Origin of the sequence: Archangium primigenium, from assembly GCF_016904885.1 — a bacterium.
Lineage (GTDB): Bacteria > Myxococcota > Myxococcia > Myxococcales > Myxococcaceae > Cystobacter > Cystobacter primigenius.
In genome coordinates this window covers 6,583,568-6,602,326 of record NZ_JADWYI010000001.1, presented here as the reverse complement: position 1 = coordinate 6,602,326, position 18,759 = coordinate 6,583,568, and the positions used below count along the sequence as shown (strand labels likewise).

The following is an 18,759-nucleotide window of genomic DNA, read 5'->3' as shown; positions in this document are numbered from 1 at the left end:
GCGCCCCATGGCCAACCCGCCGGAGACCGAGTCCCCCGAGAAGCGTGTACGAGCCCGGGACCTGGGCCTGTCCCTGGGCCGGTTCAAGCCGGGCAAGCACAACGCCATCACCGACGTGGAGGGCGTGCTCGTCGGGCACAGCACCATCATCCAGGGCGAGGGCGCGCTCACGCCCGGCAAGGGCCCGGTGCGCACGGGCGTCACCGCCATCCTGCCCAACCGCCGCGACATCTTCATGGAGCGCATGACGGGCGGCGGCTTCGTGCTCAACGGGGCCGGCGAGGTGTCCGGCATGACGCAGCTCATGGAGTGGGGGCTGGTGGAGACGCCCATCCTGCTCACCAACACCATGGCGGTGGGCGCGGTGAGCGACGCGGTGGCCCGCTACATGGTGGAGCAGAACCCGGGCATCGGCGACGAGCACGACGTCATCATCCCGATCGTCGGCGAGTGCGACGACAGCTTCCTCAACGACATCTCCGGCCGGCACGTCAAGCGCGAGCACGTCTACGAGGCCATCCGCTCCGCGTCCGAGGGCCCGGTGGCCGAGGGCAACGTGGGCGGCGGCACGGGCATGCTCACGTGTGACTTCAAGGGCGGCATCGGCACGGCGTCGCGCAAGCTGCCCGAGGCGCTGGGGGGCTACACCCTGGGCGTGCTCGTCATGAGCAACTTCGGCCGCATGCACAACCTGCGCGTGGGCGGCCTGCCGGTGGGCGAGGTGCTGGCCGAGAAGTTCAAGCACGTGCCCCGGCGCACCCAGAGCTACGGCTCCATCATCGCGGTGGTGGCCACGGACGCCCCCCTGCTCAACCACCAGCTCAACCGCCTGTGCAAGCGCGTGGGCCTGGGCATCGGCCGGGTGGGCAGCTACGCGGCGCACGGCTCGGGGGAGATCGTCGTGGGCTTCTCCACGGCCAACATCATCCCCCGGCGCACCCAGAAGATGGTCTACAAGCTGAAGATCCTCCTGGATCAGCGCCTGGACCCGCTCTACGAGGCGGTGATGGAGGCCACCGAGGAGGCCATCCTCAACGCCATCTGCATGGCCACCTCCATGACGGGGGTCAACGGCAACTTCGTGCCGGCGCTGCCCCTGGAGGAGATCCGGCGCTTCGTGACGGCCAGCCGCCCGCTGTTCACCCCGGCACGCAAGCGCTCCGGGGAAGGGGGAACTCCCACCCCCACCCCCGGTCCGGCCTCCGGGGCCGCCCCCGGCTCGCCCCCCGGCGCTCCCCCCGGCCCCAAGGTGCGCCTGTCCGAGAGCAGCTTCCCCCAGCCCACCCGGCCGGCCCCGGACGACAGCGAGGACTCCTCTTCCGGTGGAACTTCTGGTACGTAGGCGCTCTTTGCCTCTGTCCTACCTTCACCCAGGAGACACCTGACATGGCCCGTAGCAAGAGCAAGCACCGCCGCGTGCAGAACATCATCCGTCAGAAGTGGAAGCGCCAGCTGAAGCGCAAGGCCGCCGCCGCCAAGGAAGCCGCCGCGAAGAAGTAGTCCCGCGGAGCCGTTCCCGGCCCGCCCCCCACGTGCCGCCGCCCGTCAGCCTACTGACGGGTCGCCGTGAAGGGGCGGGTCACCGCGCAGCGCCGGACCGTCCCCGACGAGGTGCTCGCGAAGTTGCCCAGCCACTCCCCCTCCAGCCGCGGCACCCCGCCATCCCCCTCGGCGGCCACGTAGCGTCCGGAGAGGCTCACCGACTCGGGCCCCGCCGCTGGCGTGCCTCCGTCCGGTGACAGCGTCCGGTTGCCCACGAGGCTGAAGTCCCCCGAGGCGTACGCGGTGCCATTGAGCGCCATCCCGTCCAGCTGTCCCGTCAGGGCGCTCTCCTGGCGCTGCACCTCGAGCGGCCCGCGCGGCAGCGTCACCGTCACGCCCTGACAGCTGGAGGGCGTGCTGCCCGTGCCCAGCGCCAGGCCGTAGGTGCCCTCCAGGGGCGGACACTGGGAGCAGCCCGGGGCATTGCCGCCACAGGCGGCGAGCGACAGGGACAGCAGAAGCACGGAGCCGCAACGAAGCGCGAATCGTCCAGTATTCATGGATGGACTCCCTCGGAAGGGGGGGTTGGACTTCCCGCGAGGAAGCGACGTTCCTACGTTCTGTTGCGTCCTGGGCGGGGCCGAAGTGGGCGGGGGTGGGGTTGTGACGGGGTTCGACACGAAGCGTTGTTCCAATCTTATCTTCGCCGGACTGTTCGTCCTGGCGCTGGTTCTCTTTTCACGCATTCTCCTGCCGTTCTTGATGCCGGTGCTGCTCGGCGGCTTCCTGGTGGTGCTCTTCCAGCCGATGCAGCAGTGGCTGCTGCGCACCCGGCTCAAGCTGTCCCCATCGGTGTGCGCCGGCCTGTCCACGCTGGCCGTCTTCCTCCTGCTGCTCGTGCCGTTGGTGGTGGTGGGGTGGATGGTGGTGCGCGAGGTGCTCGGGCTGATGGAGCACACGCAGGAGGTGTTCGAGCACGTGGACCTGCGCGAGCGCGTGGTGGCGGGCCTGCCGCGCGGCCTGCAGCGCTACGCCGCGGCCCTGCAGGGCTCGCGCACGGAGCAGGCGCTTGAGGGCGCCATGTCCAACGGCATGCTCATGCTCTCCAACCTGCTGGGCGCGGGCACCGAGCTCATCATCGACCTGTTCCTGATGATGGTCGCCATGTACTACTTCTTCCTGGATGGGCGCCGCCTGTGGAACGACGGCACGCAGCTCATCCCGCTCGACAAGCGCTACATCCAGGCGTTCGCCAAGGAGTTCACCGACGTCGCCCACGCCATCATCTACGGCAACACGCTCACCTCGCTCATCCAGGGCGCGCTGGGCACGGTGGGGCTGATGCTGGCGCGGGTGCCCCACGCGGGCGTGTGGGGCGCGGCCATGGTGGTGGTGGCCATGGTGCCCGTGGGCGGCACGGCGCTCGTGTGGGGGCCCATCGGCGCGGTGCTCGTGCTCATGGGCAAGGTGAACGAGGGCATCTTCCTGCTCGCCTGGGGCGCCTTCGTGGTGGGCAGCATCGACAACGTCATCCGGCCGCGGCTGTGCGGCTCGCGCATGACGCTGCACCCGCTGCTCGTCTTCCTGTCCATGTTCGGCGGCCTGGCGGTGTTCGGCATGATGGGCCTCTTGGTGGGGCCGCTCATCGCCTCGCTCTTCATGGCCATGGTGCGCATCTACCGCCGGGACTTCCTCGGGCTGCGCTCCAGCGTGGCGCCGCCCCCGAGCACCCTCACGGGCACGCCCGGGGTGTCCAGCGAGGTCGTCGCCCCGGCCCGTCTGCCCGTGGAGGCCTGAACGTCCGGGAAGCCTGGACAAGCGCCCGCGCGCCGGGTGAGGCTTCCCGGCATCCATGAAGGCCCCTGGACGCACGATGTGTCGCCGCGGCGCGGCGTTGGCTCTGTCACTGGCCGTACTGCTCACCGCCCAGGTCGCGCTCGCCGCGCGGCTGGCCGTCTCCGCGCTGGAGGGCGACCCCAAGGGCAAGCTGCGCGCCCAGGTCACCGCCGCCCTGCGCAAGACGCGCAAGGCCCAGGTCCTGCCGCCCACCGCCTGGACCCAGGCCGCCGCCAAACAGGGACTGACGGGCCCCGCCGCCGTGGGCCCGAGCGCTTTGAAGCTGCTCGCGCCCCGCTTGAAGGTGGACGCCGTGCTCACCGGCTCCGTCGGGGCCACGTTCAACGCCCGGCTCCTGGATCGCGAGGGCCGGGAGGTGTGGGTGGGCAGCTACCCGCTCAAGCGCGGCGCGCTCGCGCCCAAGGATCTGGCGGCCCTGGCCCAGGCCGTGGCCACCTCCCGCCTGCAGCCGCTCGCCGCGCCCGCGCCCGACATCAAGCGGCCTCCGGTGTCCGAGGTGCCGCCCCCGGCGCCGCCCGCTCCGCCCGCTTCGCCCGAGATGAAGCCGTCCCCGGCGCCCCAGGCGAGTGCCCCGAAGGAGACGCCGCCCCGCGCGCCGGAGGCGCCGGCGTCCAGGCCCGTGCTCACTCCCGCCGAGCCGGCGCCCGTCGCCGCGGCCGTGCCCGCGGGGCCCGCCGCGCCCGTGGCCTGGGTGGAGCTGGATGCCGAGTCGCACACGTATGGCGTGGATCCCTCGGGCAGCGGGGGCGGTTTTCCGGAGACCCCGGCGGTGGATGCGCGCCGGCTGCCCCCGCGCGTGCGGCTGCTGGTGGGCGCCACGGCGACCTGGCGCAAGTACTGCGCGCGGCCGGGCGTGGCGTCCTGCGCGGAGTATGACGCGCGCCCCGAGGAGCAGCGGCAGGGCGACACGTCGGACTTCACCTCCACCGCGCCTTACCTGGGCTTCGCGGCCGAGGCGGAGGTGTTCCCCCTGGCGCATCGCCCGTCGTTGATCCGAGGCCTGGGACTGACGCTGGCCTTTCAGCGCGGCTTCGCGCCGACGACGGTGCGGGTGTCCTCGCCCACGGGCTCCACGCCCACGCGCGAGGTGGCCGCGACGGACACCGCCTTTGGCGCCACGCTCGCCTACCGCGTGTTCTTCGACCTGGGCAGCGAGCAGACGCCGCTGTGGGGGCACGTGGGCGTGCGCCTGGGCGCGTACGACCATGGCTTCGCCGTGGAGGATCCGCTGGACGTCCCCGTGCCGGTGGTGCACCGACTGACCCCGGTGGTGGCGCTGGAGGCCTCGGTGCCGCTCATGCGGCTCATCCGCCTGGAGGGCGGGGGCCGGCTGTTCTACCAGCCCGTGCCGGGCGGCGCGTTCGCGGGCCTGGGCAAGGGCCCCTTCCTGAGCGAGGTGCGCGACTACGGCACGGCGGTGTCGAGCGTCGGCTGGGAGGCGCAGTTGGGACTCGCGGGCGACCTCTGGGGCCCGTTCGGCTACAGCGCACGGCTCAAGCTCGAGCACTACTCGGACACCTTCACCGGCGCGGGCACCCGGCGGGGGTGGACGGAGGGCGGCGTGGCGCGGGACGCCTATTCGAGCCTGTGGGTGGGCCTCACCGCCGCCTGGTGACGCGGGGCCCCCGCCTGGACGGGGACGGGCGGCCAGTGCGAGAGTCGCCGGAGGGGACGCGCGGGATGCCCGCCGCGCCTCGCGGCTCCCCGGAAGGACGTTTCCTCGGATGCTGACCGCTCTTGGAATCGCCGTGGGCCTGCTGCTCGCCCAGCCCTCGTCCCCCGCCGCGCCCGCGCCCCCCGTCAGCGCGCCGTCCCTGCCCGAGGTCGTCCGGGTGGCGGGCCGCGCCGTCGTGTCGCTGCGCACCTATGACGTCGAGGGGAGCCCACTCGGCCAGGGCAGTGGGTTCCTCGTGGAGAAGGGCCGCGTGGTCACCAACGCGCATGTGGTCCAGGGCGCGATGCGCGTGGAGGTGTACGACTTCGAGAACACGCTGCTCGGGACGACGGACTACGCGGAGAGCCTCAGCACGCGCGCGGACCTGGCGGTGCTGCCCGCCCTGGCCAGCGCGCCCGGAGAACTCCGGCTGGCGGCCGAGGAGCCGCCCGTGGGCACGTCGCTCGTCGTCATCGGCGCGCCCGAGGGGCTCACCAACACGGTGTCCACGGGCATCGTGAGCGCCTTCCGGGAGCGGGAGGGCCAGCGGATGATGCAGATCAGCGCCCCCATCTCCCACGGCTCGAGTGGCGGGCCCGTCCTCAACCCGGAGGGCGCGGTCGTCGGGGTGAGCGTCGCGATCCTCGAGGTGGGGCAGAACCTCAACTTCGCCATTCCGGGCCGGGACGTCCGCGCGTTGTTGACCAGCCCTCCGGGCCACATCCCCTTCACCGGGAAGCCGTCCGCGGACGCGGCGTCCCTCCAGGCGACCTCCGCCACGCCGGAGGCGCCGGCCCCCTCGAAGCCGACCTTCCGGGACGCGCTCGCCACGACGCCTCGGCTCACCGTGGGCAAGCTCGCGTCCGGGACGCTGTCCGCCGACGACTACACCTCCTCGGAGGGGCGGCATGGGGACGTGCTCCATTCGGAGGGAAAGGCGGGCGAGGTCTACACGGTGATGGCGGGCGGCTCCTCCTTCGCCGCGCGGCTCGTCGGTGTGGGCTTGAACGCGCGGGGCGAGAGCGAACCCCTGGGCACGGCCGATGCGGACACCGTGGGCGGCGTCGCCCGGCTCGTGTTGCGACTGCCGCGCGACGGGGTCTTCGCGGTCATGGTGCTCTCCGTCTCCGCCGGGGCGACGGGGGAGTACACCGTGGGGATTCTCCGGGGGGACGTGCCGGTGAAGACGGACACGGGCACGCAGGCGCTCAAGGACGGCCGGTGGTCCCGGGTGGCGCGCTCCTCGGACACCACGATGTACATCGACAGGAAGACCGCGCGGCGCACGAGCGCGGGCGCCATCCAGGTGTGGACCTGGTCCGTCCACGACCGCTGGGAGGGGCGCGGCAAGCAGCGCTACAACAACAGCAAGAGCCTCCAGGAGTACGACTGCGACGCCCGCCAGTACCGGATCCTCTCGCAGTCGCGCTTCGCCAAGGAGACCTTCGCCACGGGCATCAACACGCCCTCCGACTGGGTCTACTGGCTGCCGGGCTCCGTGGGCGAGACGATGGCCACCGAGGTGTGCGCGCTCGCCCTGGAGTAGCGCCGCATCGGTCAGCGGGGAGGGACGGGAAGCCCGAAGAGCCGTCCCACCTCACGCACGAGCTTGTCGAAAGAGTCCGAGCGGCGCGCCGCGACCAGGTCGAACAGCATGGTCAACGCCGGCTGGTCGATGGTCTCGGTGTAGCCGTCGGCCATGCGCTGGCCCAGCCACTCCTTGGCGCCTTTGATTCCCTCGGGATGGCTGGGCGCCTCCAGATCCAGGGGCAGTCCCCGGTGGCCACGAAGCGATTCCGCCGCGGACAGGAACCACGTCTCGTACTCTCGCGTGGCGACAACCACCGAGATGTCACGGTCCGGTCGATGGGTCCTGGCCATCGTGAGCAATCGAGGACCCAACTGGCAGGGCAGATCATCATCGGCATCGAGCACGATGAGGATCCGGCCTTCGGAGCCCACCTTTCCGGCCATGTGCTCGACCGCGCGCCGCAGTTCCTCTTGCTTGACCAGCTGTCCACGAGGAACGCGATGTGGATTCAAGACGGAGACTTGAAGCTGAGGGTCGAGGAATTGGAGCAGTCGTCGCAGGAGAAGAGGGAGTGCGTAGACGTCCGCATGGCCTTCGACGATGAGACCGACCTTCATGCGCCTTCCAGATCGAAGAGCCGGAGTTGTTCGGGCGAGGGAACCTCCTCGAGCTCCGGAGTCAGCTGGTTGGTCTTCAGCAATTCGCCGGCCGTGTAGAGCCGGTCCTTGAGCGTGGTTCGGGTGGCCTCGTCGAGCCGGGCGATGAGCGTCTTGCCCTGCTCCGCGGAGACCGAAACGATCTCCCGTGCGGAGATTCCCGGATCATCGAGAAGCTCGGGACTGTGGCTGGTGACGATGATCTGTGCGTGCCGCGCGCCATCGCGGAGCGCGTCGCGCAGGATGCCGGCGGCGGCGGGATGCAAGGCCACCTCGGGCTCCTCGATTCCCACGACGCGGACGTCCTTCTCGGTCCGGGCCTGGAGCAAGGCCACGAGGACGCCCAGGGCACGCAGGGTTCCGTCCGACATGTTGATGGCGGGAAAGCGCCAGGGCTCCTTGGCCCCCTCGACGTGCTGCCGGAACTCCAGCGTTTCCAGATGTCCGACCCGCTTGGACTCGACGCCCTCCAAGCCAGGCACGATCCGGCTGAGGTAGTCCTCGATGCGGCGCTTGGTGCTGCCCGCATCCGACTTCTCCAGACGCTCCAGCACACTGGCCAGGTTGAGACCGTCGCGCGCCAACAGCTCCCCTTTATCGGGAGACTGGAAGGCGCGGATCTTGTCCGGGTTCAGGTTGTAGAACCCCATGTTCGAGAGCGCGTCGAAGACGGGGCGGAACTCCGCGAGGCCGGCGGCGTTCACGAGGTAGAGCCGGTCGGCCGAGCCAGGAGGCGCGAGGGGCGCGGGCTTGTGGATGACCGTGCCTTCGCGCACGAGGTAGTTCGCCGCGCCAACAGCGCACTCTTCCCGCAGGACGACGTAATCCCCATGTGGGCGGGCACCGACCTCGAACGCGAAGTGCCCGAAGTCTCCCTGGGGGAGCTGGAAATCGAGCCGGACGGCGAAGTTCTTGGGATGGCCGCTGGAGCGCTGCCGGACCTCATTGACGCCTCCGCGATCGCGCAGGGCGTGATCGAGGGAGGTCCTCAAGGCGTCCGTGACGAGCCTCAAGGCGTCGAGGAAGTTGCTCTTGCCCGAGCCATTGGGGCCCACCAGGAACGTGAGGGGGCCGAGCTCCAGGTGACAGGCCGCGATGCTGCGGTAGTTGCGCAACTGGACCCGCTTCAGGAACGGGCCTGGGGTCCCGGTCATTTGAAGCGGCGGCTGCCAGGCGGTCTCGGGGGAGGACATCAGGGCTCTCCAAGGCGTGTCACGCCGCTCCCGTAGCGCATGCCGCGCGCCGCATCCAGCGCCGTCACACCGAGATGAGGCCCTTGCGGATGCCCTCGGTCACGGCCTCCACGCGGTTGGTGACCTCGAGCTTGCGGTAGATGTGCTCCAGGTGCGTGCGGATGGTGGCCTTGCTCAGGTTGAGCACGCGCGCCGCCTCGCTGTTGGACACGCCCTTGGCGATGAGCTGGAGGATCTCCGTCTCGCGGTCCGACAGGGGCTTGAGCAGCGGCTCGTGGGCATCGTCCAGGGCCGGGGTGGGCCCGGGCGCGGCCACCTCGGCGGCGCCCGTGCCCTCGTCGACGGGCTTGGGGCCGGGCCGGGTCGTGTTGGGGCCCATGAAGTGGCGCAGCAGGCGGCTCGCCAGGTTCGGCTGGATGACCGAGCCGCCCGCGCGCACGTCCTTGATGGCCTCGATGATCTTGTCCACGGGCGTGCCCTTGAGCAGGTAGCCCGAGGCGCCGGCCATCACCGCCTCGAGCACTTTGTCCTCCTCGTCGAAGATGGTGAAGATGAGGATCTCCACCTCGGGCCACTGCGCCTTGACCTTGCGCGTGACGTCGATGCCGCTCATGCGCGGCAGCCCCAGATCCAACAGCAGCACGTGGGGCTGGGTGCGGGGCACCTCGTCGAGCGCCGCCTCGCCGGACAGGGCGGTGCCGACGATCTCGATGTCCTGCCGACCCTCGAGCAGGCGCAGCTGGTTCTTGAGGATGCGCGTCTGATCCTCGACCACGAGGACGCGAATGGGAGCGGCGGAGGCGGGGGAGTCGATCACGTCGGTCATGGAGAGAGGGCCGGGAGGGAGAAGGAGACGCGGGTGCCGTTGCCGGGAGAGGAGTCCACGAGGAGCGTGGCCCCGAGCTTCATGGAGCGCTCGCGCATGTTGAGCAGGCCGTAGTGGCCGCGCGGCGTGCGCTGGGGGTCGAACCCCTTGCCGTCATCGCGCACGAGCAGCTCCACCCGGGTGGCGTCGTAGTCCAGGTGCACGTGCACCTGGGTGGGAGAGGCGTGCTTGAGGGCGTTGGACAGGCACTCCTGGAGGATGCGGAAGAGGGCGAGCTGGGCGTCCGGCGCGAGCTTGCGCGGCAGCCCCGTGCGCTCGAAGCGGATGGGCAACTGGGTGCGCGCGCCGTACGTCTTCACGTAGTCCTCGAGCCCCTGCGCCAGCTCGAAGTCCTCGCGCATCATCTGCAGGCTGCGGCGCAGCTCCTCGATGGACTCCTCGGCCGTGGCCCGGAGCTCCTGGATCTCCGAGTGGAGCGCCCCGTCCTTGGCCAGGCCGAGGATGTACTCGGACTGGATGATCATCGAGGAGAGCGAGGCGCCCAGGCCGTCGTGGATCTCCCGGGCGAGCCGGTTGCGCTCCTCCACCACGGCCATCTCCTTGAGGTCGCCCTGCAGCTCCACCACCTCGCGGTGGGCGAGCGTCTCGCGCTCGTTGAGGTAGGAGAGCACCGAGATGATGATGAGGTTGAGGCCCAGGTACCAGAAGAGGGTGAGGAACTCGACGGCGGTGAAGCTGCGCTCGAGCAGCAGGTCCAGGCGGATGATGACCAGCAGGGACATCACCGCGGGCAGCACCGCGAGCGGCTTGGGGTAGAGGATGGCGAAGAGGGTGGTGAAGAGCAGCTGCGTGGCCAGGAGCGGGCTCTGCAGGCCGCCGCCCACCTGGGGCTTGGCGAGCACCACCACCATGATCACCACGTCCAGGCAGAGCGTGATGTACGTCACCCACCGGCCCACCTTGGGGTGATCGATGACGAGGAAGTTGGCGACGCTGTAGAGCAGCATCGCGAAGTAGCCCACGAAGGAGATGACCCCCTGCAGGCCGAAGTAGGAGGACCAACTGGGCACCGCGAGCAGGAGCAGGCCCAGGGTGAGGAACATCAGCCGCGCGTAGAAGAGGCTGCGCGCCCGGGTGACGAAGCGCTCCTGTTCCCAGGACTGGGCGGCCTGGGCGGCCGAGACGTTGTCCGTGAGCTTGCGGCGCTCGAGCACTTCACGCACGCGGGCACGCCGGTGGGACTCGGGGCTTTGGGCGTCCAGGGTCAGGGCGGGATCCATCGGTCCGGCGAGCTTAGGGGAGTCGCCGGGTTCTCGGGAATCCCTCCCCTCGATCGTCCGCCCTCCGGCCGAGGATTCAGTTCCCCGCGGGGGCCGGGCAGGCCTTCTGGGCGTCCGGCTGGCGGGCGAAGACGTGCGCCAGGCGGTCCTGGGTCTCGCCGGTGGCCTCGTTGAAGAGGGGCGAGCCGCCGGCGTACATGGTGCCCTCGGGGTGGCCGTAGCGGTCTAGCTTGTGCTCCTTGAGCCACTGATCCACACACGCCTCCTGGGCGGCGGGCAGGCCGCCCTGCACCCGGGTGCCGGAGTCGGAGGGGGCGCCGGAGTCGGTGGGCGTCAGCGCGCCGGTGGTCGTGCCGGTGTCGGCGGGCGGCGAGGCAGGCGCGGGGGCGTCGGCGGTGTTCTTGTGGCACCCGGTGGCGAGGCAGAGGGCGGCGAGCAGCGGCAGGGCGAGCTTCATGGTGTCCTCCGGAAAAGCGTGAGAGCGGGGACCATAAGCACGGCCTCGGGGAGACGGGCAGCTTTTCACGTGGGCCGGGGTTGACGGAGGACGGAGGCTCGGCGAGGGTCGTGCGCGTGCGAAACGGGGTGTCGGTGCTGGTGGTGGGGGCGGGAGGCCTGGGCTGTCCGGCCTCGTTGGCGCTCGCGCGCGCCGGGGTGGGGCGGCTGACGCTCGTGGACCCGGATCGGGTGGACGTGACGAACCTCCACCGGCAGCTGTGGCACCGCGACACGGACGTGGGCCGGTCCAAGGTGGAGTCGGCGGCCGACGGCCTGCGGCGCGCCTTTCCCTCCCTGGCGGTGGAGCGCGTGTGGGGCCGGGTGGACGCGGCCAACGCCGAGGCCCTGTTCCGGGCGCATGACGCGGTGGTGGACGCCACCGATGGCACGGCCACCAAGCTCTTCCTGTCGGACGTGGCGGTGGCCACGCGGGTGCCGCTCGTCTATGGCGGGGTGCTGCGCCTGCAGGGCCAGGCGATGCGGGTGGTGCCCGGCGGCCCGTGCCTGCGCTGCCTCTATGAGGAGGCCCCCGACGCGGACTCCGTGCCCACCTGCGCGCAGGCGGGGGTGCTCGGGCCCATGGCGGGCCTGGTGGGCGCGCTCCAGGCCGCGCTGGTCCTGGAGTGCCTGGCGGTGGGCCTGGAGTCCGGCCTGGACGGGCCGTCTGGAGCGCCGGGCGAGGCCGTGCTGCACGTCCTGGACGGCGCCACCCTGCGTGGCCGTCAGGTGCGCGTGCGCCGGGTACCGGATTGCGCGGGGTGCGCCCACCCGCGCGCCCCTGTCTTTGCCGAGGAGTCCGAGCGATGCACGAGGTGACGCGGACCGTGGACATCACCCACGAGGTCTGCCCGATGACGTACGTGCGCACGAAGCTGGCGCTGGAGGCGCTGGGCCCGGGCGCGGTGCTGGAGGTGTGGCTCAAGGGCACCGAGCCCCTGCGCAACGTGCCGCGCAGCGCGCGCGAGGACGGCCACGAGGTGCTCGCCCTGGAGCCCCGGGGCGATGGCAGCCACCGGTTGCTCCTGCGCAAGCGGGAAGGGGTCTGAGGTCATGGCCACGGTTCGTATTCCCACGGCGTGGCGGAGCCTCGCGGCCCACCAGGGCGAGGTCCGGGTCGCCGGCGCCACGGTGGGCGAGGTGCTGGACAACCTGGGCCGCGCCCACCCGGGGCTGGGCGCGCGGGTGCTCGACGAGAGGGGCGAGGTGCGCCGGTACGTGAACGTGTTCCTCGGGGACGAGGACATCCGCGCCTTGCAGGAGCGGGACACGCCCGTGACCGACGGGGACCGGCTCCTGCTCGTGCCGGCCATGGCGGGAGGCTAGCGGGGCATGGCGCTCGGGGAGGCGGACATCCTGCGCTACTCGCGGCAGATCCTCCTGAGGGAGGTGGGCGGTCGCGGTCAGGAGCGGCTGCTCGCGGGCGGGGTGCGCCTGGGGGCCTCGGGCGAGGCGGGGCTGACGGCCGCGGCCTATGTGGTGGCGGGCGGCACGCCGGTGGTGCCGGACGCGCGGCCCCTGCGCGAGGGGGCCGAGGGCTTCCTCGTCCCCGCGGGACACACGGGCGAGTCCGCGGCGGACGTGCTCGCGGCGCACCTGCCAGGGGTCCCCCCAGGCGCGCTCGCGCCGGGCGGCGGGGGTCGTCTGGCGGAAGTGCCCGCGCAGTGGGACGGCGAGGGCCCCTGGGTGGCGCTGGGCGGGGACGGGGCCCGGGGCGTGGTCGTCTTCCGAGGTCCGGAAGGGTGCGCGGCGTGCTTCGCGGCCACCGTGGCGGGGCTGGGGCCGCCGCCGGGAGGCCTTCCCGGGGTGGGCTTGGGCGCCCTGGGGGCCTTGATCCTCCAGCGGTTGTTGCTCGGGCTCGGGCCCGCGCTGGGCGCGCGCGGCTGGCAGGCCCCCGGGATCCTGACGGAAGGGACGGTCCACGCCTGTGGCCGATGCGGGTGAGGGCCTTGCCCACCCCGGCCCCGAGATCCTGGACGCGGTCGTCCGGCACCTCGAGTCGGCCTGGCCCCTGGAGGGCTGCGGGGTGGTGCTGCGCCAGGGGGCTCGGGGCCCGTGGCGCTGCCGCCCCCTGCGCAACGCCCTGGCCGCGCGCGACGCCTACGCCTTCGACCCCGCGGAATGGTTGGGCGTGCTCCGCGAGGCCGACGCCCGGGGCGAGCACCTGATGTGGGTGTTCCACTCCCACGTCTCGGGGGACGGGGACGCGGGGTTCTCCCGGGAGGATCGTCGCCAGGCGGCTCCCGGTGGCGAGCCCCTGCTGCCGGGGGTGTCCTACCTCGTGATGGCCCTGCGTCACGGCCGGGTCACCGCCCGGCGTCTCTTCCGTTGGGAGGGCAAGGATTTCCAACCGGTGGAAATCCCTTGAGAAGTCGAGCGCCCGCCTGCTTTCTCCCTGCACCTGCGGAAAGGTAGGCACGAATTGTCAAAGGCCGGGTTTTTCGTCTATAACGCCCCCGACTTTTGATCTGCCGCGCTCTGGGGGCTCCTGAAGGCATATGCGCCCTGGGAAGCGCAGGGAGTTAGAACCCGTATGGTGCAGACGCTTGGATTCACCGTGTGGCTGACCGGCATGTCCGGTACTGGCAAGAGTACGATGGCCGCCTACATCGCGGCCCGGCTCCGTCAGGTCGACCGCAACGTCGAGATCCTGGATGAGAACGAGCTCGGCAACGAGCTGTGGCAGGGGCTGGGCGACAGCAAGGACGAGCGCATAACGGTCGTGCGCCGCCTGGGCTTCGTGGCCGGGCTGCTGACCCGCAACAACGTCGCGGTGCTGGTGCCCTGCGTGAGCCCCTACAAGGCGGGCCGCGAGGACAACCGCCGACAGGTGGGCCGTTACATCGAGGTCTACGTGGACTGTCCGACCGAGAAGCTCATCGAGCGCGACAGCACGGGCCGCTACAAGAAGGCCCTGGGCGGGGAGATCCCCAACTTCATCGGCATCACCGAGCCGTATGAGCCGCCCGCGTCCGCCGAGGTGGTCATCCACTCGGAGCAGGAGAGCGTGGAGGAGGGGGCCGCGAAGATCTTCCAGTCGCTGCTGGACCTCGGCTACGTGACGACCGACGAGCTGATGATCATCACGGGCAAGAAGATGAAGCCCCAGCCGCCCACCAAGACCGAGGTGACGCCGCGTCCGGCCACGGCCAAGACGCCCAAGGCGGCGGCCAAGGTGGCCCCTCCCGCCAAGGTGGCGGCCAAGCCGGCCAAGGAGGGCAAGGGCGCCAAGGCGCGTCCGGCGGCCCGGGCGGCGCGCGTCGCCAAGCCCCCCAAGGCGGCGGCCAAGAAGGCTCCGGCCAAGCGCAAGGCCCGCTGAACCTTCGTTCCGGCGTCATTCAGGACACGAGGACCCTCGGGGTGCATGGGCAACCCGGGGGTTCTTCGTTTATAGAGCCCGCATGCTGACCCCCGAGCGCATCCAGGCCCTGTGTGATTCCTCCCGCCCCAAGCTGGACGCGATGCGCGCCCAATTGAGGGCCCATGGCTCGGCGCTGGTGGCCTTCTCCGGCGGGGTGGACTCCACCTTCGTGCTGAAGATCGCCGTGGAGGAGCTGGGCGAGCGCGCCCTGGCGCTCACCGCCCTGTCCGCCTCGGTCGCCCCCGAGGAGGAGAAAGAGGCGCGCGAGCTCGCCCAGCGCCTGGGCGCCCGGCACGTGGTCGTCTCGAGCGACGAGCTGGCCAACCCCCAGTACGCCGCCAACCCCACCAACCGCTGCTACTTCTGCAAGACGGAGCTGTACGACCTGTGCGAGGCCCAGCGCCGCGAGCGGGGGATCGAGGTGGTGCTCGACGGCTTCAACGCGGACGACTTCAAGGATCACCGCCCCGGCCACAAGGCCGCCCAGGAGCACGCGGTGCGCTCGCCGCTGGCGCTCGCGGGGCTGACCAAGGAGGAGATCCGCGCCTGGAGCCACGCCCTGGGCCTGCCCACCTGGGACAAGCCCCAGATGGCGTGCCTGGCGTCGCGCATCCCCTATGGCACCTCGGTGACGCGCGAGCGGCTCTTCCAGATCGCCGGCGCCGAGTCCGAGCTGCGCAAGCTCGGCTTCCGGCAGTTCCGCGTGCGCTACCACCAGGAGGTGGCGCGCATCGAGCTGGCCGCCGAGGAGTACGAGCGCTTCCTGTCCGCCGAGGTGCGCCGCCAGGTGGACGGCGCCTTCAAGGCCCTGGGCTTCAAGTTCGTCGCGTTGGATCTCGAGCCCTTCCGCTCGGGCCGGATGAACGACGCGGCCGGCATCTCCCGGCCCTCGCCCGACGTGCACCCGCTGCCCGTCGTGAGCTGATCCGCTCAGGAGCGTGGCAGGATGTTGGATCCTGTTGCGGATCAGACGTAGATCCGCCGCGCGCGAACGCGAGCGCCACCAGGCGGAGTGATCTCCTGGGTCCGGCGGTTTCTTGCGATCTCCCGCGCATGTGCGACCTTGTGCGCACCTGTAGGAGACACAGCACGCATGGACATGAATCCTCGCCTCACCTCGGTGGTGTTCCGTCTCAACCGCGAGAAGCTGGACGCCCTCAAGGAGTTGTCGCGCTCCACGCGCATCCGCCAGAGCGAGTACCTGCGCGAGGCCATCACCGATCTGCTCACCAAGTACGAGGATCGCTCGGTCGAGTAGCTGGGCACACACGGGAAGCACAGAGGGTGGCCGCGGCCCGGGGGAGGGTCCGCGAGTCACCCTTCGTCGTTTCTCGTCGTTGCTCGTCGTTGCTCCAGGTCCGTCGCGTGAGTCTCCGCGCTCCCGGAGGTGATCTCCCCAGTCGGGGGTTTTCTTGAGATCGCCCCGACGTGTGCGACAGTGTGTGCACCTGTAGGAGGAGATACACCCATGGACATGAATACGCGCCTCACCTCGGTGGTGTTCCGTCTCAACCGCGAGAAGCTGGATGCCCTCAAGGAGCTGTCGCGCTCCACGCGCATCCGCCAGAGCGAGTACCTGCGCGAGGCCATCTCCGACCTGCTCACCAAGTACGAGGATCGGCTGGTCGACTAGCGGAAGGGGGGCCCCTCCGGCAGACCCGGGGCCTGGCGCCGGAGCTCGGCGGGGAAGGGCTCCTTGTCGGGCGGGTAGTGCACCTCCCACAGCAACAGCCCGTGGGCGGGGGCCTTGAGGCCGGGAATGGGCGTACCCGTGTCGAGCGCGGCGCGGTAGTCCGCCTCGGGCAGGCCTCCCGCGGCCGCGAGCAGGGCGGAGCCCACGAGGTAGCGCACCTGGTAGCGGCCGAACCCGTCGCCCCGCAGCCGCGCCTCGAAGAGACCGTCTCCCAGCGCGTGCAGGGTGGCCGACTCCAGGGTCCGCGGCTTGCGGGGGCTGGAGTTCTCGTGGAAGGCATGGAAATCCCGGCGCCCCACGGCGGCCTCGAGCAGGGCCGCGAGCCGCTCCGGTGAGGGCACCCGCCCCTCCAGGCGGGGCTCGGCGCCCGGGTCCATCACGAAGGGCCGCCACGCCTCGGCCACGGCGCCCCCGAGCTGGAGTCGGTAGCGGTACTCCTTGCCCGCCGCGCTCCACTGGGAGTGGAATCCCTGGGGGGCCCGGCGGACCGCGCACACCCCCAGGTCGGGGGGCAGGAGAGGGACGAGCCGCTCGGCGAGTGTTTCCGGGAGATACCCGGGAGGGAGCCGGAGGCTGCCCACCTGCATCCGGGCATGCACGCCGCGGTCCGTCCGTCCGGCGGGCATGAGCGAGGCGTCCACCCCGGCGGCTTGCAGGGCCCGTTCCAGGCTCTCCTGGACGGTGGGCTCACCCGGCTGTCGCTGGAATCCCTTGAAGGAGCCTCCCCGGTACCAGATCCATAAGACGACGGGCGTTCTTTTCACGGAGCGTCAAGGGGGCGGGAGGGGCGTTGCGGTGGTGCGCGGAGCCTAGGATACTTCGCGCCCCATGTCGGCCGCACAAGATCTCCATGACCCCGAGCGGGCGCAGCAGGACTCCCAGTGGCTCTTCCGCCAGGGAGACCTCGTCCTCGGACCCCTGACCGGGCAACAGCTGGTGGACAAGCTGTACGCGGGAGGACTCACCGGGGACACCGAGGTGTCCTCCTCGGGCCCGGGCGGCTTTCGCAAACTCAAGGACGTGGAGCCCTTCCGGCTGCACGTGGCCCAGGCCGTGGTGCGGTTGCGCGTGGAGGCCGAGGCCCGCGAGGCCCGAGCGCGGCGCACCCGCTCGCGCCTCATCACCTCCGTCATGGGCGTCGTCCTGCTCGGGGTGCTGGGCCTCGGGGCCTGGCAGCTGTCGCGCTACGTGAAGGTGTACCTGGCCAGCCAGGCCGCGCTGAGCGAGCTGGACATCCAGGTGGAGGCCCCGGTCATCACCCCCGCGCGGCGCTCCCTTCCCGAGGAGCTCTTCGAGTACCCCGGCGAGCCCAAGCGCGCCCCGGTGCGCCCCGCCGAGCCCCCGCCCGAGAAGACGGATACGCCCGAGAAGCTCGCGGACGCGGACAAGCCCGAGAAGGACAAGCTGGACAAGGACAAACTGGACAAGGACAAGCCCGAGAAGCTCGCGGCGCTCGATCCCAAGCCGGGACGCGCGGGCAAGCCGGGCCGGCCCACGGGCAAGGTGACCACGGATGCGGACGGGCTCTCCACCGAGGTCAACTACGACCTGGGCGCCATCAACCGGGTGGTGAAGTCCAACCAGGCCACGCTCCACCACTGCTTCAAGGAGGAGGCCGAGCGCAGCCCGGGCTTCTCCGCCAAGGTGCCGCTGGAGTTCACCATCGGCAACGACGGCCGGGTGGCCCAACTGTGGATCGACAACCCGCGCCTCAAGAAGGGCGCGCTCTTCGAGTGCCTGCTCGGCGAGATGAAGAAGTGGCCCTTCAAGGCCTACACGGGCGAGCGCGCCACGGTGAGCCTGGCGTTCACCATCGGCAAGAAGGGGTAGGGCGGGGTGGGTCCGGGAGGGCGGGCGGCTTTTTTGCCCCCTCCCACATCCTGACGGATACAGGGTGCATGCTCTCTGTAGCCGAAGCCGACATCGAGAAGAAGGCGGCTCAGGTGCCGCCGGGCACCTTCCGCCACACCGTGCTGGTGGCCGCCAAGCGCTTCAAGTCCACCTGGGCCGAGCTGGGCAAGCTGCTCGTGCAGGTCAAGGACGAGAACCTCTGGGAGGCCTGGGGGCACGCGTCCTTCGACGCCTACTGCCTCAAGGAGCTGCACATCAAGAAGCAGACGGCGCTCAAGCTCACGCGCTCCTTCAGCTTCCTGGCCCGCCACGAGGACGCCGAGGAAGTCGCCCAGCCGGAGTTCCCCCAGAAGGCCCCCCCCTTCGAGGTCATCGAGGTCCTGGCGGACGCCGAGGAGCGCGGTCAGCTCTCGCCCCAGGAGTACCGTTCACTGCGAGACAGTATCTGGGACGCGGACAAGCCTGTCAGTGAACTCAAGAAAGAAGTGACGGAGCGCTTCCCCCGGCCGCCGCCCGAGCCCCCCCCGGAGAGCTTCCAGGTGAGGAAATTGGCCCAGATGGCGCGCAAGCTGGCCGCCGAGGTGTCCGGCTGCCGTCGAGTTCCCCACGCCATCGCCGAGCGGGCGAGCGCACTCGCGGAAGATTTGGAGGAGTGCGCTTCGGGCGTGAATGATGCCTGAACGAGTGTTACTCAACGCTGACCTCGTCCGCCGGTGCACAGCCCGGGGGACGACTCACCTGGGATGGGCTTCCTGTCGATGCAATGGGGGCCTATATTCGGCGGACGGTTGACCGAGACGTGGGCAGCCGGGCGACTTGGGTGTGGTGAGGGTGTCGGCTAGGTAGGCTCCGGGGGACCGGAGTCGGTGAACTCGGAGGC

The 18,759-nt window shown here is 70.8% G+C and carries 23 protein-coding genes; 16 read left to right on the top strand and 7 right to left on the bottom strand.

What is annotated here, in order from left to right:
* Positions 1 to 7 precede the first annotated feature (7 nt).
* Together I3V78_RS26985 and I3V78_RS26980 are read left to right on the top strand one after the other, a co-directional pair.
* Entirely contained in the window at positions 8 to 1,342 is a 1,335-nt protein-coding gene (locus tag I3V78_RS26985) for a DmpA family aminopeptidase (protein ID WP_204491428.1), read from the top strand.
* Positions 1,343 to 1,386: 44 nt separating this feature from the next.
* Positions 1,387 to 1,500, top strand: a complete 114-nt coding sequence (locus I3V78_RS26980; RefSeq protein ID WP_002623709.1) for a hypothetical protein — start codon at positions 1,387 to 1,389, stop codon at positions 1,498 to 1,500.
* 50 nt (positions 1,501 to 1,550) lie between these two features.
* Here the strand turns inward: I3V78_RS26980 and I3V78_RS26975 are convergent, their stop codons facing one another.
* The gene (locus I3V78_RS26975) at positions 1,551 to 2,042 is read right to left on the bottom strand and encodes a hypothetical protein (RefSeq protein WP_204491426.1); all 492 of its coding nucleotides are present in this window, start codon (positions 2,040 to 2,042) and stop codon (positions 1,551 to 1,553) included.
* Positions 2,043 to 2,127: 85 nt separating this feature from the next.
* Between I3V78_RS26975 and I3V78_RS26970 the strand changes: the two genes are divergently transcribed.
* From I3V78_RS26970 to I3V78_RS26960, 3 genes are all read left to right on the top strand, one after another.
* Positions 2,128 to 3,279 carry an AI-2E family transporter gene (locus I3V78_RS26970; protein WP_338023854.1) on the top strand — a complete coding sequence of 384 codons (1,152 nt, stop codon included), beginning with the start codon at positions 2,128 to 2,130 and terminating at the stop codon, positions 3,277 to 3,279.
* A gap of 76 nt (positions 3,280 to 3,355) precedes the next feature.
* A complete protein-coding gene (locus tag I3V78_RS26965; RefSeq protein WP_204491421.1) occupies positions 3,356 to 4,954 on the top strand; it encodes a hypothetical protein in 1,599 nt (532 codons plus the stop codon).
* Between the two features lie 109 nt (positions 4,955 to 5,063).
* Positions 5,064 to 6,539, top strand: coding sequence for a S1C family serine protease (locus tag I3V78_RS26960; RefSeq protein ID WP_204491419.1), 1,476 nt, complete (start codon positions 5,064 to 5,066; stop codon positions 6,537 to 6,539).
* Between the two features lie 11 nt (positions 6,540 to 6,550).
* On the opposite strand, the gene I3V78_RS26955 is transcribed toward I3V78_RS26960, so the two are convergent.
* The 5 genes from I3V78_RS26955 to I3V78_RS26935 form a co-directional block, all read right to left on the bottom strand.
* Positions 6,551 to 7,141: a DUF4276 family protein gene (locus I3V78_RS26955; protein WP_204491417.1), complete on the bottom strand. Its 591-nt coding sequence runs from the start codon at positions 7,139 to 7,141 to the stop codon at positions 6,551 to 6,553.
* On the bottom strand, positions 7,138 to 8,373 hold the full coding sequence (locus I3V78_RS26950) for an AAA family ATPase (RefSeq protein WP_204491414.1): 1,236 nt from the start codon (positions 8,371 to 8,373) through the stop codon (positions 7,138 to 7,140). The genes I3V78_RS26955 and I3V78_RS26950 overlap by 4 nt, the downstream gene beginning before the upstream one ends.
* A 64-nt stretch (positions 8,374 to 8,437) precedes the next feature.
* A complete protein-coding gene (locus I3V78_RS26945; protein WP_204491412.1) occupies positions 8,438 to 9,199 on the bottom strand; it encodes a response regulator transcription factor in 762 nt (253 codons plus the stop codon).
* On the bottom strand, positions 9,196 to 10,479 hold the full coding sequence (locus I3V78_RS26940) for a sensor histidine kinase (protein ID WP_204491409.1): 1,284 nt from the start codon (positions 10,477 to 10,479) through the stop codon (positions 9,196 to 9,198). The genes I3V78_RS26945 and I3V78_RS26940 overlap by 4 nt, the downstream gene beginning before the upstream one ends.
* A 76-nt stretch (positions 10,480 to 10,555) precedes the next feature.
* The gene (locus I3V78_RS26935; RefSeq protein WP_204491407.1) at positions 10,556 to 10,936 is read right to left on the bottom strand and encodes a hypothetical protein; all 381 of its coding nucleotides are present in this window, start codon (positions 10,934 to 10,936) and stop codon (positions 10,556 to 10,558) included.
* A 110-nt stretch (positions 10,937 to 11,046) separates the two neighbouring features.
* Here I3V78_RS26935 and I3V78_RS26930 point away from each other — a divergent pair, with 110 nt between their 5' ends.
* From I3V78_RS26930 to I3V78_RS26890, 9 genes are all read left to right on the top strand, one after another.
* The gene (locus I3V78_RS26930; protein WP_338023762.1) at positions 11,047 to 11,793 is read left to right on the top strand and encodes a HesA/MoeB/ThiF family protein; all 747 of its coding nucleotides are present in this window, start codon (positions 11,047 to 11,049) and stop codon (positions 11,791 to 11,793) included.
* Positions 11,781 to 12,023, top strand: a complete 243-nt coding sequence (locus I3V78_RS26925; protein ID WP_204491403.1) for a sulfurtransferase TusA family protein — start codon at positions 11,781 to 11,783, stop codon at positions 12,021 to 12,023. The genes I3V78_RS26930 and I3V78_RS26925 overlap by 13 nt, the downstream gene beginning before the upstream one ends.
* A 4-nt stretch (positions 12,024 to 12,027) precedes the next feature.
* On the top strand, positions 12,028 to 12,300 hold the full coding sequence (locus I3V78_RS26920) for a MoaD/ThiS family protein (RefSeq protein WP_204491401.1): 273 nt from the start codon (positions 12,028 to 12,030) through the stop codon (positions 12,298 to 12,300).
* A 6-nt stretch (positions 12,301 to 12,306) separates the two neighbouring features.
* On the top strand, positions 12,307 to 12,918 hold the full coding sequence (locus tag I3V78_RS26915) for a ThiF family adenylyltransferase (protein WP_204491398.1): 612 nt from the start codon (positions 12,307 to 12,309) through the stop codon (positions 12,916 to 12,918).
* A complete protein-coding gene (locus tag I3V78_RS26910) occupies positions 12,902 to 13,342 on the top strand; it encodes a Mov34/MPN/PAD-1 family protein (protein ID WP_204491396.1) in 441 nt (146 codons plus the stop codon). The genes I3V78_RS26915 and I3V78_RS26910 overlap by 17 nt, the downstream gene beginning before the upstream one ends.
* Positions 13,343 to 13,507: 165 nt before the next feature.
* Positions 13,508 to 14,293 carry an adenylyl-sulfate kinase gene (gene cysC, locus I3V78_RS26905; protein WP_204491394.1) on the top strand — a complete coding sequence of 262 codons (786 nt, stop codon included), beginning with the start codon at positions 13,508 to 13,510 and terminating at the stop codon, positions 14,291 to 14,293.
* 82 nt (positions 14,294 to 14,375) lie between these two features.
* On the top strand, positions 14,376 to 15,260 hold the full coding sequence (gene larE / locus I3V78_RS26900) for an ATP-dependent sacrificial sulfur transferase LarE (RefSeq protein ID WP_204491392.1): 885 nt from the start codon (positions 14,376 to 14,378) through the stop codon (positions 15,258 to 15,260).
* Positions 15,261 to 15,428: 168 nt separating this feature from the next.
* Positions 15,429 to 15,593 (top strand): ribbon-helix-helix domain-containing protein, encoded by a 165-nt coding sequence (locus I3V78_RS26895; protein ID WP_204491390.1) that lies wholly within the window; start codon positions 15,429 to 15,431, stop codon positions 15,591 to 15,593.
* Between the two features lie 210 nt (positions 15,594 to 15,803).
* The gene (locus I3V78_RS26890) at positions 15,804 to 15,968 is read left to right on the top strand and encodes a ribbon-helix-helix domain-containing protein (protein ID WP_204491388.1); all 165 of its coding nucleotides are present in this window, start codon (positions 15,804 to 15,806) and stop codon (positions 15,966 to 15,968) included.
* On the opposite strand, the gene I3V78_RS26885 is transcribed toward I3V78_RS26890, so the two are convergent.
* Positions 15,965 to 16,792 carry a tRNA pseudouridine synthase A gene (locus I3V78_RS26885; protein WP_204491386.1) on the bottom strand — a complete coding sequence of 276 codons (828 nt, stop codon included), beginning with the start codon at positions 16,790 to 16,792 and terminating at the stop codon, positions 15,965 to 15,967. The two genes, I3V78_RS26890 and I3V78_RS26885, sit on opposite strands and share 4 nt — an antisense overlap.
* 64 nt (positions 16,793 to 16,856) lie before the next feature.
* On the opposite strand from I3V78_RS26885, the gene I3V78_RS26880 reads away from it, so the two are divergent.
* Both I3V78_RS26880 and I3V78_RS26875 read left to right on the top strand, forming a co-directional pair.
* Positions 16,857 to 17,858 carry an AgmX/PglI C-terminal domain-containing protein gene (locus I3V78_RS26880; RefSeq protein WP_204491384.1) on the top strand — a complete coding sequence of 334 codons (1,002 nt, stop codon included), beginning with the start codon at positions 16,857 to 16,859 and terminating at the stop codon, positions 17,856 to 17,858.
* A gap of 68 nt (positions 17,859 to 17,926) precedes the next feature.
* Positions 17,927 to 18,559, top strand: coding sequence for a hypothetical protein (locus I3V78_RS26875; protein WP_204491382.1), 633 nt, complete (start codon positions 17,927 to 17,929; stop codon positions 18,557 to 18,559).
* The last annotated feature ends 200 nt before the right edge of the window (positions 18,560 to 18,759 follow it).